This is a genomic window from Mycobacterium tuberculosis complex sp. N0072 (assembly GCF_030323725.1).
GTDB classification, from domain to species: domain Bacteria; phylum Actinomycetota; class Actinomycetes; order Mycobacteriales; family Mycobacteriaceae; genus Mycobacterium; species Mycobacterium tuberculosis.
This window is the reverse complement of sequence record NZ_CP040689.1, coordinates 3,764,730-3,780,431: the sequence shown is the minus strand read 5'-3', so window position 1 is coordinate 3,780,431 and position 15,702 is coordinate 3,764,730. Positions and strand designations below refer to the sequence as shown.

Sequence of the window (15,702 nt, the reverse complement as noted above, 5' to 3'; positions counted from 1 at the left end):
ATGCCAGACTGGCTGGCGTGGGCGCGATCATGCTGGACGGCAAGGCTACCCGCGACGAGATCTTCGGTGACCTCAAGCAGCGGGTGGCCGCATTGGACGCGGCGGGCCGCACGCCCGGCTTGGGCACCATCCTGGTCGGTGACGACCCGGGGTCGCAGGCCTACGTGCGCGGTAAGCACGCTGATTGCGCCAAGGTGGGCATCACGTCGATTCGCCGCGACCTGCCCGCCGACATCAGCACCGCCACGCTGAATGAGACCATCGACGAACTGAACGCCAACCCCGACTGCACCGGCTACATCGTGCAGTTGCCGTTGCCCAAGCATCTCGACGAGAACGCGACGTTGGAGCGCGTCGACCCGGCCAAGGACGCCGATGGGTTGCACCCGACCAACCTGGGCCGGCTGGTGCTGGGCACCCCGGCGCCGCTGCCGTGTACTCCGCGCGGCATTGTGCACCTGCTGCGGCGCTACGACATCTCGATCGCCGGCGCGCATGTGGTCGTTATCGGTCGTGGTGTGACGGTGGGCCGGCCGCTGGGGCTGTTGCTGACCCGGCGCTCGGAGAATGCCACGGTGACGTTGTGCCACACCGGTACCCGCGACCTGCCCGCGTTGACCCGGCAGGCCGACATCGTCGTGGCCGCGGTCGGGGTGGCGCACCTGTTGACGGCTGACATGGTGCGCCCGGGTGCCGCGGTAATCGACGTCGGCGTCAGCCGCACTGATGACGGACTGGTCGGCGACGTGCATCCCGATGTGTGGGAGCTCGCCGGCCACGTGTCACCCAATCCGGGCGGCGTGGGCCCGTTGACCCGGGCGTTCTTGTTGACCAATGTCGTGGAGCTGGCTGAGCGGCGATGACCGTGAGGGCCGTTTTCCGGCGCACTGTTGGCGCCCAGTGGCCGATCCTGCTGGTTGGGTCGATCTTCGCGGTGGGGTTCGTGCTGGCGGGGGCTAACTTCTGGCGCCGTGGTGCGCTGCTGATCGGTATCGGCGTTGGGGTGGCGGCGGTGCTGCGGTTGGTGTTGTCCGAGGAACGGGCCGGCCTGTTGGTGGTGCGCAGCAAGGGGATCGATTTCGTGACGACCGTGACGGTCGCGGCGGCCATGGTCTACATCGCATCCACGATCGATCCGTTAGGGACCGGCTAGGAGCCGCGCACGCCTAGGACCCGGGCAGCCCCGGCATGTCTGGCAGGGCCGGCAGGTTGCCGCTGGCGACGTCTGCCATCACCGAGGGGCAGTACATCGAAATCGCGATACTGGTGAAGGTTTGCGCCATGTCCTGGGACATGCCTTGGGCGCGCGCCACAACGCTGGCTACCGCGGTGTTAAACGACCCGCCGGGCTCGGCCAGGATCGGGCAGACGGACTGACCCAGCGCTTTGGCGTCGACCGGATCGCCGTAGTTGACGCCGGCATTGTTCAGCGCGGCGATGAACGCGTCGTCGACGGGGTTTGCCTGTGCTGGCGCGGCGAAGGCCGCGGCGCTGAGAATGCCCGCGGATGCCGCCAGCAGTCGCAGCGTCAGGGTCTGATGGCGCCGTAGGTTCATCTCAGGAACCTTGGTCCATGGTCGTCACATTTGGGACACGAAGTTATAAAGGTTTGCGCTCTGGCGCGTTCTGATACCGGCCGGGGTTCTCGATACGACACGATCGCGGTCGTGATGTCTCGCCAGACGTTTCTTCGCGGCGCCGTCGGAGCGCCGGCGACGTCGGCGGTCTTCCCGACGATATTGGCGCGCGCAACACCGGGTGATGGGTGGGCCAGTCTGGCCTCATCGATAGGCGGGCAGGTGCTGCTGCCGGCCAACGGCAGGGCGTTCACGAGCGGAAAGCAGATCTTCAATTCGAACTACAGCGGCTTGAATCCGGCCGCGGTGGTGACGGTCGCCTCGCAGGCAGACGTCCGGAAGGCGGTTTCGTAGCGGCGGCCAGCAAGCTCAAGATCGCTGTGCGCGGCGGCGGACATTCCTACATCGGCGCCTCGTCGGCCAATGGCGCCATGGTGCTCGATCTGCTGGGCCTACCGGGCGGGGTGCATTTCGACAGCGCCACGAGAAACGTACGGTGTCGGCCGCGACCGATCTCTATGCGGTCCATCAAGCGTTGGCCGGTGAGAGCCGGGCGATTCCGACCGGCAGCTGCCCGACCGTGGGTGTGGCGGGTTTGACCCTGGGCGGCGGGTTAGGCGCCGATTCTCGCCATGCGGGGTTGACCTGCGATGCGCTCAAGTCGGCGACGGTGGTGTTGCCCGGCGGTGATGCGGTGAGCGCGTCTGCCGACGACCACGCGGAGCTGTTCTGGGCGCTTCGTGGCGGCGGGGGCGGCAACTTCGGGGTGACGACATCGATGACGTTCGCGAGGTTCCCCACCGCGGACTGCGATGTCGTCCGTGTCGATTTCGCGCCGTCTGCGGCCGCGCAGGTGCTGGTCGGCTGACAGACGTGGCTGGCCGGGGCCGACCGCACCACGTGGGGTCTGGTTGACCCCGCGGTCAGCTCATCCGGAGGCAATTGTCATGTGCTGGCGAGCTGCCCGGCGCGGTCCGGCGCGGCTGTCGCGGATGCGATCAAGTCCGCGGTTGGAGTGCAACCCAGTGGAGTTGAGCACAAGACGCTGCGCCGTATGGACCTGGTGAGGTATCTGGCCGGCGGCCATACGACCTATCCGCCGGAGGGCTTCGTGGCTGGATCCGATGTCATCGGGACGACGAATCCGGCCGCGGCCCAAGCCATCGTCGCCGCCATCGGAACATGGCCACCCGCTGCGGGCCGCGCGTCGGCTCTGATCGATTCGCTGGGCGGCGCGGTGGGCGACATGGACCCGGAGGGCTCGGCATTTCCCTGGTGCCGCCAGTCCGCTGTGGTGCAGTGGTATGTCAACACCCCCAGCGACGGCCAGGTGGCGACGGCCAACAAATGGCTGAGCGACGCACACCACGCGGTGCAACACTTTTCGGTCGGCGGCTATGTCAACTACCTGGAGGCCAACGCCGCGGCGTCACAATACTTCGGCGCGAACCTGTCGCGGCTGACCACAGTGCGGCGCAAGTACGATCCCGACCGGATCATGTACTCGGGTCTGGATTTCTCTACCAGACAGGTCGCTGAACGACTTTTACCCGCTCTCGGCTTTCGAGTGAGGTTCGGGGTTTTGGTAATCAGGTGCGCACTGTGCACTGACACTGTGAAACGCTTGGGAACTTTGCCCAACCTTACGTGGTCGCGCTTAAAAGTGAACGTCGCAGTGACCCAAGAACAGGCTGGGGTCATGGATTTGCCGGCGCTGCCGGTTCGGCGCACGCCGCGGCGGTGAGCATGCTCGCGGACTCCGCCAGCAGTCGAAGTGTCAGGGCAGATGACGCCCTGCCGCTCGCCGGTCTGGACAGGGCATATGTGCATTTTGCTGCGGCGTCTGTGCAAAGTGCACCCAGTACCCGCGATTATCGGGGAATCGTTCTTGGGCCGTTGGCAATGCGAGCAAAATTATCGGGGCGTCGACACGTCATGTGGGGGGTGTCGGTGGGGATTGGTGTCGGGCTGGGAAGGGGAATGGGTGATGGAGTTTCCGGTGTTGCCACCGGAAATCAACTCCGTGCTGATGTATTCGGGTGCGGGGTCGAGCCCGTTGCTGGCGGCGGCCGCGGCGTGGGATGGGCTGGCTGAGGAGTTGGGGTCGGCGGCGGTGTCGTTTGGGCAGGTGACGTCGGGCCTGACGGCGGGGGTGTGGCAGGGTGCGGCGGCGGCGGCGATGGCGGCCGCGGCGGCGCCGTATGCGGGGTGGTTGGGTTCGGTGGCGGCCGCGGCCGAGGCGGTGGCCGGGCAGGCGCGGGTGGTGGTGGGGGTCTTTGAGGCGGCGTTGGCGGCGACGGTGGATCCGGCGCTGGTGGCGGCCAACCGGGCGCGGCTGGTGGCGTTGGCGGTGTCGAATCTGTTGGGGCAGAACACGCCGGCGATCGCGGCCGCCGAGGCCGAGTACGAGCTGATGTGGGCCGCCGATGTGGCGGCGATGGCCGGCTACCATTCCGGCGCGTCGGCTGCTGCCGCGGCGTTGCCGGCGTTCAGCCCACCGGCGCAGGCGCTGGGGGGAGGTGTCGGCGCGTTCCTTACCGCCCTGTTCGCCAGCCCTGCGAAGGCGCTGAGCCTGAATGCGGGTTTGGGCAATGTCGGCAATTACAACGTCGGGTTGGGCAATGTCGGGGTGTTCAACCTGGGCGCGGGCAATGTGGGTGGGCAGAATCTGGGTTTCGGGAATGCCGGTGGCACCAATGTCGGGTTCGGCAACCTCGGTAACGGGAATGTCGGGTTCGGCAACTCCGGTCTGGGGGCGGGCCTGGCCGGCTTGGGCAATATCGGGTTGGGCAATGCGGGCAGCAGCAACTATGGTTTCGCAAACCTGGGTGTGGGCAACATCGGTTTCGGCAACACCGGCACCAACAACGTCGGCGTCGGGCTCACCGGCAACCACCTGACGGGTATCGGGGGCCTGAATTCGGGCACCGGGAATATCGGGTTGTTCAACTCCGGCACCGGGAATGTGGGGTTCTTCAATTCGGGGACCGGGAACTTCGGGGTGTTCAACTCGGGTAATTACAACACCGGTGTCGGTAATGCGGGGACGGCCAGCACGGGGTTGTTCAATGCCGGCAATTTCAACACCGGCGTGGTGAACGTGGGCAGTTACAACACCGGCAGTTTCAACGCCGGCGACACCAACACCGGTGGCTTCAACCCCGGCGGTGTGAACACCGGCTGGCTGAACACCGGCAACACCAACACCGGCATCGCCAACTCGGGCAACGTCAACACCGGCGCGTTCATCTCGGGCAACTTCAACAACGGCGTGCTGTGGGTGGGTGACTACCAGGGCCTGTTCGGCGTCTCCGCCGGCTCGTCGATCCCCGCAATTCCCATCGGCCTGGTGCTCAACGGCGACATCGGCCCGATCACCATCCAGCCCATCCCGATCCTGCCCACCATCCCGCTCAGCATTCACCAAACCGTCAACTTGGGCCCGCTGGTGGTTCCCGACATCGTGATCCCCGCCTTCGGCGGCGGTATCGGCATACCCATCAACATCGGCCCGCTGACCATCACACCCATCACCCTGTTTGCCCAACAGACATTTGTCAACCAATTGCCCTTTCCCACCTTCAGTTTAGGGAAAATCACAATTCCACAAATCCAAACCTTTGATTCTAACGGTCAGCTTGTCAGCTTTATCGGCCCTATCGTTATCGACACCACCATTCCCGGACCCACCAATCCACAGATTGATTTAACGATCAGATGGGATACCCCTCCGATCACGCTGTTCCCGAATGGCATCAGTGCTCCCGATAATCCTTTGGGGTTGCTGGTGAGTGTGTCGATCAGTAACCCGGGCTTTACCATCCCGGGATTTAGTGTTCCCGCGCAGCCGTTGCCGTTGTCGATCGATATCGAGGGCCAGATCGACGGGTTCAGCACCCCGCCGATCACGATCGATCGCATCCCCCTGACCGTGGGGGGCGGGGTCACGATCGGCCCCATCACGATCCAGGGCCTTCATATCCCGGCGGCGCCGGGAGTGGGGAACACCACCACGGCCCCGTCGTCGGGATTCTTCAACTCCGGTGCGGGTGGGGTGTCGGGTTTCGGCAACGTCGGCGCGGGCAGCTCGGGCTGGTGGAACCAGGCGCCGAGCGCGCTGTTGGGGGCCGGTTCGGGTGTTGGCAACGTGGGCACCCTGGGCTCGGGTGTGCTCAACCTGGGCTCAGGGATCTCGGGGTTCTACAACACCAGCGTGTTGCCTTTCGGGACACCGGCGGCGGTGTCGGGCATCGGCAACCTGGGCCAGCAGCTGTCGGGGGTGTCGGCGGCGGGAACCACGCTGCGCTCGATGCTCGCCGGCAACCTCGGGTTGGCCAATGTGGGCAACTTCAACACCGGGTTCGGAAATGTCGGGGACGTCAACCTGGGTGCGGCCAACATCGGTGGGCACAACCTGGGCCTGGGCAATGTCGGGGACGGCAACCTGGGGTTGGGCAACATCGGCCATGGCAACCTGGGGTTTGCCAACTTGGGCCTGACCGCCGGCGCGGCGGGGGTGGGCAATGTTGGTTTTGGCAATGCCGGCATCAACAACTATGGCTTGGCGAACATGGGTGTGGGCAATATTGGGTTTGCCAACACCGGCACGGGCAACATCGGGATCGGGCTGGTCGGGGACCATCGGACCGGGATCGGGGGCTTGAACTCCGACATCGGCAATATCGGGTTGTTCAACTCCGGCACCGGCAACGTCGGGTTCTTCAATTCCGGGACCGGCAACTTCGGCATCGGGAACTCCGGCCGCTTCAACACCGGGATCGGTAATAGCGGAACGGCCAGCACCGGGCTCTTCAATGCCGGCAGCTTCAGCACCGGCATCGCCAACACTGGTGACTACAACACGGGCAGCTTCAACGCCGGCGACACCAACACCGGTGGCTTCAACCCGGGCGGCATCAACATTGGCTGGTTCAACACCGGGCATGCCAACACCGGGTTGGCCAACGCGGGCACCTTCGGCACCGGCGCCTTCATGACGGGCGACTACAGCAACGGCCTGTTGTGGCGGGGCGGCTACGAGGGCCTGGTCGGCGTCCGCGTCGGGCCCACGATCTCCCAATTCCCGGTCACCGTGCACGCGATCGGCGGGGTGGGCCCGCTGCATGTGGCGCCCGTCCCGGTACCCGCCGTGCACGTCGAGATCACCGACGCCACCGTCGGCCTGGGTCCGTTCACCGTCCCACCGATCAGCATTCCCTCACTTCCCATCGCCAGCATCACCGGAAGCGTGGACCTGGCCGCAAACACCATCTCGCCGATTCGCGCTCTTGACCCGCTCGCCGGTTCGATAGGGCTTTTTCTCGAGCCGTTCCGCCTCAGTGACCCATTTATCACCATTGATGCGTTCCAAGTTGTTGCCGGTGTCTTGTTCCTAGAGAACATCATTGTGCCCGGCCTCACGGTTAGCGGTCAGATATTGGTCACCCCGACACCAATTCCCCTAACCCTCAACTTGGACACCACCCCGTGGACGCTTTTCCCGAATGGTTTCACCATTCCCGCGCAAACCCCCGTGACGGTGGGTATGGAAGTCGCCAACGACGGGTTCACCTTCTTCCCGGGTGGGCTGACCTTTCCGCGGGCCTCCGCCGGGGTCACCGGACTGTCCGTGGGGCTGGACGCGTTCACGCTGTTGCCCGACGGGTTCACCCTCGACACCGTGCCGGCGACCTTCGACGGCACCATCCTCATCGGCGATATCCCGATCCCGATCATCGATGTGCCGGCGGTGCCGGGGTTCGGCAACACCACCACGGCCCCATCGTCGGGGTTCTTCAACACCGGCGGCGGCGGTGGATCGGGGTTCGCCAACGTCGGCGCGGGCACGTCGGGCTGGTGGAACCAGGGGCACGACGTGTTAGCAGGGGCGGGCTCGGGAGTTGCCAATGCCGGCACGCTGAGCTCGGGCGTGCTGAACGTCGGCTCGGGGATCTCCGGGTGGTACAACACCAGCACCCTGGGAGCGGGCACCCCGGCGGTGGTCTCGGGCATCGGCAACCTCGGCCAGCAGCTGTCGGGGTTCTTGGCAAATGGGACCGTGCTCAACCGGAGCCCCATTGTCAATATCGGGTGGGCCGATGTGGGCGCGTTCAACACCGGGTTGGGCAATGTGGGGGACCTCAACTGGGGTGCGGCCAACATCGGCGCGCAGAACCTGGGCCTGGGCAATCTCGGCAGCGGGAACGTCGGGTTCGGCAACATCGGTGCCGGCAACGTCGGGTTCGCCAACTCGGGTCCGGCGGTGGGCCTGGCCGGCCTGGGCAACGTGGGGTTGAGCAATGCCGGCAGCAACAACTGGGGGCTGGCCAACCTGGGTGTGGGCAACATCGGGTTGGCCAACACCGGCACGGGCAACATCGGGATCGGGCTGGTCGGCGACTACCAGACCGGCATCGGCGGCCTCAACTCGGGTAGTGGCAATATCGGATTGTTCAATTCCGGCACCGGCAATGTCGGGTTCTTCAACACCGGCACCGGCAACTTCGGACTGTTCAACTCCGGTAGTTTCAACACCGGCATCGGTAATAGCGGAACCGGCAGTACTGGGCTCTTCAATGCCGGCAATTTCAACACCGGCATCGCCAACCCCGGGTCGTACAACACGGGCAGCTTCAATGTCGGTGATACCAACACCGGTGGTTTCAACCCGGGCGACATCAACACCGGCTGGTTCAACACCGGCATTATGAATACGGGCACCCGCAACACCGGCGCCCTCATGTCGGGGACCGACAGCAACGGCATGCTGTGGCGCGGCGACCACGAGGGCCTGTTCGGCCTGTCCTATGGCATCACGATCCCGCAATTCCCGATCCGCATCACCACGACTGGCGGTATCGGCCCCATCGTCATCCCGGACACCACGATCCTTCCGCCGCTGCACCTGCAGATCACCTGCGACGCGGACTACAGCTTCACCGTGCCCGACATCCCCATCCCCGCCATCCACATCGGCATCAATGGCGTCGTCACCGTCGGCTTCACCGCCCCGGAAGCCACCCTGCTGTCCGCCCTGAAGAATAACGGTAGCTTCATCAGCTTCGGCCCCATCACGCTCTCGAATATCGATATTCCGCCCATGGATTTCACGTTAGGCCTGCCCGTTCTTGGTCCTATCACGGGCCAACTCGGACCAATTCATCTTGAGCCAATCGTGGTGGCCGGGATCGGTGTGCCCCTGGAGATCGAGCCCATCCCCCTGGATGCGATTTCGTTGAGTGAGTCGATTCCTATCCGCATACCTGTTGATATTCCGGCCTCGGTCATCGATGGGATTTCAATGTCGGAAGTGGTGCCGATCGATGCGTCCGTGGACATCCCGGCGGTCACGATCACAGGCACCACCATTTCCGCGATCCCGCTGGGCTTCGACATTCGCACCAGTGCCGGACCCCTCAACATCCCGATCATCGACATCCCGGCGGCGCCGGGCTTCGGGAACTCGACCCAGATGCCGTCGTCGGGGTTCTTCAACACCGGTGCCGGCGGCGGATCGGGCATCGGCAACTTGGGTGCGGGCGTGTCGGGCCTGCTCAACCAGGCCGGCGCGGGGTCACTGGTGGGGACACTCTCGGGGCTGGGCAATGCCGGCACCCTGGCCTCGGGTGTGCTGAACTCCGGCACCGCCATCTCCGGGCTGTTCAACGTGAGCACGCTGGACGCCACCACCCCGGCGGTGATCTCGGGGTTCAGCAACCTCGGCGACCATATGTCGGGGGTGTCCATCGATGGCCTGATCGCGATCCTCACCTTCCCACCTGCCGAGTCCGTGTTCGATCAGATCATCGACGCGGCCATCGCCGAGCTGCAGCACCTCGACATCGGCAACGCTTTGGCCTTGGGCAATGTCGGCGGGGTGAACCTCGGTTTGGCTAACGTCGGTGAGTTCAACCTGGGTGCGGGCAACGTCGGCAACATCAACGTCGGCGCCGGCAACCTCGGCGGCAGCAACTTGAGCCAATCGTGGTGGCCGGGATCGGTGTGCCCCTGGAGATCGAGCCCATCCCCCTGGATGCGATTTCGTTGAGTGAGTCGATTCCTATCCGCATACCTGTTGATATTCCGGCCTCGGTCATCGATGGGATTTCAATGTCGGAAGTGGTGCCGATCGATGCGTCCGTGGACATCCCGGCGGTCACGATCACAGGCACCACCATTTCCGCGATCCCGCTGGGCTTCGACATTCGCACCAGTGCCGGACCCCTCAACATCCCGATCATCGACATCCCGGCGGCGCCGGGCTTCGGGAACTCGACCCAGATGCCGTCGTCGGGGTTCTTCAACACCGGTGCCGGCGGCGGATCGGGCATCGGCAACTTGGGTGCGGGCGTGTCGGGCCTGCTCAACCAGGCCGGCGCGGGGTCACTGGTGGGGACACTCTCGGGGCTGGGCAATGCCGGCACCCTGGCCTCGGGTGTGCTGAACTCCGGCACCGCCATCTCCGGGCTGTTCAACGTGAGCACGCTGGACGCCACCACCCCGGCGGTGATCTCGGGGTTCAGCAACCTCGGCGACCATATGTCGGGGGTGTCCATCGATGGCCTGATCGCGATCCTCACCTTCCCACCTGCCGAGTCCGTGTTCGATCAGATCATCGACGCGGCCATCGCCGAGCTGCAGCACCTCGACATCGGCAACGCTTTGGCCTTGGGCAATGTCGGCGGGGTGAACCTCGGTTTGGCTAACGTCGGTGAGTTCAACCTGGGTGCGGGCAACGTCGGCAACATCAACGTCGGCGCCGGCAACCTCGGCGGCAGCAACTTGGGGTTGGGCAACGTCGGGACCGGCAACCTCGGGTTCGGCAACATCGGTGCCGGCAATTTCGGATTCGGCAACGCGGGCCTGACCGCGGGCGCGGGGGGCCTGGGCAATGTGGGGTTGGGTAACGCCGGCAGCGGCAGCTGGGGGTTGGCCAACGTGGGTGTGGGCAATATCGGGTTGGCCAACACCGGCACCGGCAACATCGGGATCGGGCTGACCGGGGACTATCGGACCGGGATCGGCGGCCTGAACTCGGGCACCGGGAACCTCGGGTTGTTCAACTCGGGCACCGGCAACATCGGGTTCTTCAACACCGGGACCGGGAACTTCGGGCTGTTCAACTCGGGCAGTTACAGCACCGGTGTGGGGAATGCGGGCACGGCCAGCACCGGGTTGTTCAACGCGGGGAACTTCAACACCGGTCTGGCCAATGCCGGCTCCTACAACACCGGCAGCCTCAACGTGGGCAGCTTCAACACCGGCGGCGTCAACCCGGGCACCGTCAACACCGGCTGGTTCAACACCGGCCACACCAACACCGGCCTGTTCAACACCGGCAACGTCAACACCGGCGCGTTCAACTCCGGCAGCTTCAACAACGGGGCGCTGTGGACCGGTGACTACCACGGGCTGGTCGGCTTCTCCTTCAGCATCGACATCGCCGGCAGCACCCTGCTGGACCTCAACGAAACCCTCAACCTGGGCCCCATCCACATCGAGCAGATCGACATCCCCGGCATGTCGCTGTTCGACGTCCACGAAATCGTCGAGATCGGACCCTTCACCATCCCGCAGGTCGATGTTCCCGCGATACCGCTAGAGATCCACGAATCGATCCACATGGATCCCATCGTCCTGGTGCCCGCCACCACAATTCCCGCACAGACGAGAACCATTCCGCTGGACATCCCCGCCTCACCCGGGTCAACCATGACGCTTCCGCTCATCAGCATGCGCTTCGAAGGCGAGGACTGGATCCTCGGGTCGACCGCGGCGATTCCCAATTTCGGAGACCCCTTCCCGGCGCCCACCCAGGGCATCACCATTCACACCGGCCCTGGCCCCGGAACGACCGGCGAGCTCAAGATATCTATTCCGGGTTTCGAGATTCCGCAAATCGCTACCACGAGATTCCTGTTGGACGTGAACATCAGCGGTGGTCTGCCGGCCTTCACCTTGTTCGCGGGTGGCCTGACGATCCCCACGAACGCCATCCCGTTAACGATCGATGCGTCCGGCGCGCTGGATCCGATCACGATTTTCCCGGGTGGGTACACGATCGACCCGCTGCCGCTGCACCTGGCGCTGAATCTCACCGTGCCCGACAGCAGCATCCCGATCATCGATGTCCCGCCGACGCCAGGGTTCGGCAACACCACGGCGACCCCGTCGTCGGGGTTCTTCAACTCCGGCGCCGGTGGGGTGTCGGGGTTCGGAAACGTCGGGTCGAACCTGTCGGGCTGGTGGAACCAGGCGGCGAGCGCGCTGGCGGGGTCGGGATCGGGGGTGTTGAATGTCGGCACGCTGGGCTCGGGTGTGCTCAACGTCGGCTCGGGTGTCTCGGGGATCTACAACACCAGCGTGTTGCCGCTCGGGACGCCGGCGGTGCTGTCGGGCCTCGGCAACGTCGGCCATCAGCTGTCGGGCGTGTCTGCGGCCGGGACCGCGTTGAACCAGATCCCCATCCTCAACATCGGGTTGGCGGATGTGGGCAACTTCAACGTCGGGTTCGGCAACGTCGGGGACGTTAACCTGGGCGCGGCCAACCTCGGTGCGCAAAACCTGGGGCTGGGCAACGTCGGCACCGGCAACCTCGGCTTCGCCAACGTCGGCCACGGCAATATCGGTTTCGGCAATTCGGGTCTGACCGCCGGCGCGGCCGGCCTGGGCAACACGGGGTTCGGCAATGCCGGCAGCGCCAACTATGGTTTCGCCAACCAGGGCGTGCGCAACATCGGGTTGGCCAACACCGGCACCGGCAACATCGGGATCGGGCTGGTGGGGGACAACCTCACCGGCATCGGGGGCCTGAACTCCGGTGCCGGCAATATCGGCTTGTTCAACTCCGGCACCGGCAACATCGGGTTCTTCAACTCCGGGACCGGCAACTTCGGCATCGGTAACTCGGGCAGCTTCAACACCGGCATCGGCAATAGCGGAACGGGCAGCACTGGGCTCTTCAATGCCGGCAGCTTCAACACCGGCGTGGCCAACGCCGGCAGCTACAACACCGGCAGCTTCAATGCCGGCGACACCAACACCGGGGGGTTCAACCCGGGCACCATCAACACCGGCTGGTTCAACACCGGCCACACCAATACCGGCATCGCCAACTCGGGCAACGTCGGCACCGGCGCGTTCATGTCGGGCAACTTCAGCAACGGCCTGTTGTGGCGGGGTGATCACGAGGGCCTGTTCAGCCTGTTCTACAGCCTCGACGTGCCCCGGATCACCATCGTGGACGCCCACCTCGACGGCGGCTTCGGACCCGTGGTCCTCCCGCCCATCCCGGTGCCGGCCGTTAATGCGCACCTGACCGGAAACGTCGCGATGGGCGCATTCACCATTCCGCAGATCGACATCCCCGCACTCACCCCAAACATCACCGGTAGCGCCGCCTTCCGCATCGTTGTGGGGTCCGTGCGCATTCCGCCGGTGAGTGTCATTGTGGAGCAAATAATCAACGCCTCGGTTGGGGCGGAGATGAGGATAGATCCCTTCGAAATGTGGACTCAAGGCACTAATGGCCTTGGTATAACCTTCTATTCATTCGGATCGGCCGACGGTTCGCCCTACGCCACCGGCCCACTCGTTTTCGGCGCCGGCACGAGCGACGGAAGCCATCTCACCATTTCCGCGTCCAGCGGGGCGTTTACCACTCCGCAGCTCGAAACTGGCCCGATCACGTTGGGCTTCCAGGTGCCCGGCAGCGTCAACGCGATCACCCTCTTCCCCGGTGGTTTGACGTTCCCGGCGACCTCGCTGCTGAACCTGGACGTGACCGCCGGCGCCGGCGGCGTGGACATCCCGGCCATCACCTGGCCCGAGATCGCGGCGAGCGCCGACGGCTCGGTGTATGTCCTCGCCAGCAGCATCCCGCTGATCAACATCCCGCCCACCCCGGGCATTGGGAACAGCACCATCACCCCGTCGTCGGGCTTCTTCAACGCCGGCGCGGGCGGGGGATCGGGCTTCGGCAACTTCGGCGCGGGCACCTCGGGCTGGTGGAACCAGGCGCACACCGCGCTGGCGGGGGCGGGCTCGGGTTTTGCCAACGTTGGCACGCTGCATTCCGGTGTGCTCAACCTGGGCTCGGGTGTCTCGGGGATCTACAACACCAGCACGCTGGGGGTGGGGACCCCGGCGCTGGTCTCAGGCCTGGGCAACGTCGGCCACCAACTGTCGGGGCTGCTTTCCGGCGGGTCCGCGGTGAACCCGGTGACCGTTCTGAATATCGGGTTGGCCAACGTCGGCAGCCACAACGCCGGTTTCGGCAATGTCGGGGAGGTCAACCTGGGCGCGGCCAACCTCGGCGCGCACAACCTGGGCTTCGGAAATATCGGCGCCGGCAACCTGGGGTTCGGCAATATTGGCCACGGCAATGTCGGAGTCGGCAACTCGGGTCTGACCGCGGGCGTGCCGGGCCTGGGCAATGTGGGGTTGGGCAATGCCGGCGGCAACAACTGGGGGTTGGCCAACGTGGGCGTGGGCAATATCGGGTTGGCCAACACCGGCACCGGCAACATTGGGATCGGGCTGACCGGCGACTACCAGACCGGCATCGGCGGCCTAAATTCCGGTGCCGGCAACCTGGGGTTGTTCAACTCCGGCGCCGGCAACGTCGGGTTCTTCAACACCGGGACCGGCAACTTCGGGTTGTTCAACTCCGGCAGCTTCAACACCGGCGTCGGCAATAGCGGAACGGGCAGCACTGGGCTCTTCAATGCCGGCAGTTTCAACACCGGTGTGGCCAACGCCGGCAGCTACAACACGGGCAGCTTCAATGTCGGTGACACCAACACCGGGGGCTTCAACCCGGGCAGCATCAACACCGGCTGGCTCAACGCCGGCAACGCCAACACCGGGGTGGCCAACGCGGGCAATGTCAACACCGGCGCCTTCGTCACCGGCAACTTCAGCAACGGCATCCTGTGGCGCGGCGACTACCAGGGCCTGGCCGGCTTCGCCGTGGGCTACACCCTCCCGCTGTTCCCCGCGGTGGGCGCCGACGTCAGCGGCGGGATCGGCCCGATTACCGTGCTGCCGCCCATCCACATCCCGCCCATTCCGGTCGGCTTCGCCGCGGTCGGTGGCATCGGCCCGATCGCCATCCCGGACATCTCTGTTCCATCCATTCACTTGGGCCTCGACCCCGCCGTCCATGTCGGCTCCATCACCGTCAACCCCATTACCGTCAGGACCCCGCCCGTGCTCGTCAGTTACTCCCAAGGAGCCGTCACCAGCACGTCCGGACCAACCTCAGAGATTTGGGTCAAGCCCAGCTTCTTCCCCGGAATCCGGATCGCGCCCTCTAGCGGCGGGGGTGCAACGTCCACGCAAGGGGCATACTTTGTGGGGCCCATCTCCATCCCCTCCGGCACGGTGACCTTCCCGGGATTCACCATCCCCCTCGACCCGATCGACATCGGCCTGCCGGTGTCGCTGACCATCCCGGGGTTCACCATCCCGGGCGGCACCCTGATCCCCACCCTCCCGCTGGGCCTCGCGTTGTCCAATGGCATCCCGCCCGTCGACATCCCGGCCATCGTTCTCGACCGGATCTTGCTGGACCTGCACGCCGACACCACTATCGGCCCGATCAACGTCCCGATCGCCGGGTTCGGCGGGGCGCCGGGTTTCGGGAACTCGACCACGCTGCCGTCGTCGGGCTTCTTCAACACCGGAGCTGGCGGCGGTTCGGGCTTTAGCAACACCGGCGCGGGCATGTCGGGATTGCTCAACGCGATGTCGGATCCGCTGCTCGGGTCGGCGTCGGGCTTCGCCAACTTCGGCACCCAGCTCTCCGGCATCCTCAACCGCGGCGCCGGCATCTCGGGCGTGTACAACACCGGCGCGCTGGGTGTTGTCACCGCGGCCGTCGTCTCGGGTTTCGGCAACGTCGGCCAGCAACTGTCGGGCTTGCTCTTCACCGGCGTCGGGCCCTAACGGATTCTTAAATGCACGCCGGTGGTCACGCCGTGTGTGCGGCGGTAACTCTGGTGTGGGCGCAACGACGCTAAATTTTGCGCCGACACCGGGCCCTTGCTGATATGGGGGCTCTTCAACCTTGACCGGGCAGGTAGCTCGTTGATCTTGGTCGGCGTGTTTAGCGGCTGAGGGCCCT

At 65.2% G+C, this 15,702-nt stretch carries 5 protein-coding genes and 2 pseudogenes; 6 read left to right on the top strand and 1 reads right to left on the bottom strand.

All coding sequences use genetic code 11. The features are described from left to right. Positions 1 to 17 precede the first annotated feature (17 nt). The gene (locus FF952_RS17720) at positions 18 to 863 is read left to right on the top strand and encodes a bifunctional methylenetetrahydrofolate dehydrogenase/methenyltetrahydrofolate cyclohydrolase (RefSeq protein WP_003905054.1); all 846 of its coding nucleotides are present in this window, start codon (positions 18 to 20) and stop codon (positions 861 to 863) included. Further along, positions 860 to 1,153, top strand: a complete 294-nt coding sequence (locus FF952_RS17715; protein WP_003417749.1) for a DUF3017 domain-containing protein — start codon at positions 860 to 862, stop codon at positions 1,151 to 1,153. The genes FF952_RS17720 and FF952_RS17715 overlap by 4 nt, the downstream gene beginning before the upstream one ends. Positions 1,154 to 1,166: 13 nt before the next feature. Here the strand turns inward: FF952_RS17715 and FF952_RS17710 are convergent, their stop codons facing one another. Next, positions 1,167 to 1,556, bottom strand: a complete 390-nt coding sequence (locus FF952_RS17710; protein WP_003417745.1) for a DUF732 domain-containing protein — start codon at positions 1,554 to 1,556, stop codon at positions 1,167 to 1,169. 114 nt (positions 1,557 to 1,670) lie between these two features. Between FF952_RS17710 and FF952_RS17705 the strand changes: the two genes are divergently transcribed. The 4 genes and pseudogenes from FF952_RS17705 (at position 1,671) to FF952_RS21020 (ending at position 15,524) form a co-directional block, all read left to right on the top strand. Next, positions 1,671 to 1,931: a hypothetical protein gene (locus FF952_RS17705; protein ID WP_003417741.1), complete on the top strand. Its 261-nt coding sequence runs from the start codon at positions 1,671 to 1,673 to the stop codon at positions 1,929 to 1,931. 26 nt (positions 1,932 to 1,957) lie between these two features. After that, positions 1,958 to 2,445, top strand: a pseudogene (locus tag FF952_RS17695) (FAD-binding protein). 186 nt (positions 2,446 to 2,631) lie between these two features. Then, positions 2,632 to 3,321, top strand: coding sequence for a BBE domain-containing protein (locus FF952_RS17690; RefSeq protein WP_003917774.1), 690 nt, complete (start codon positions 2,632 to 2,634; stop codon positions 3,319 to 3,321). A gap of 243 nt (positions 3,322 to 3,564) precedes the next feature. Beyond that, positions 3,565 to 15,524: pseudogene (locus FF952_RS21020) on the top strand (PPE domain-containing protein). Positions 15,525 to 15,702 lie beyond the last annotated feature (178 nt).

What these genes read in the sequence shown, in the direction of transcription:
- FF952_RS17715 (WP_003417749.1), top strand. Translation starts at nt 860, where the DNA reads ATGACCGTGAGGGCCGTTTTCCGGCGCACTGTTGGCGCCCAGTGGCCG.
- FF952_RS17710 (WP_003417745.1), bottom strand. Translation starts at nt 1,556, where the DNA reads ATGAACCTACGGCGCCATCAGACCCTGACGCTGCGACTGCTGGCGGCA.
- FF952_RS17705 (WP_003417741.1), top strand. Translation starts at nt 1,671, where the DNA reads ATGTCTCGCCAGACGTTTCTTCGCGGCGCCGTCGGAGCGCCGGCGACG.
- FF952_RS17690 (WP_003917774.1), top strand. Translation starts at nt 2,632, where the DNA reads ATGGACCTGGTGAGGTATCTGGCCGGCGGCCATACGACCTATCCGCCG.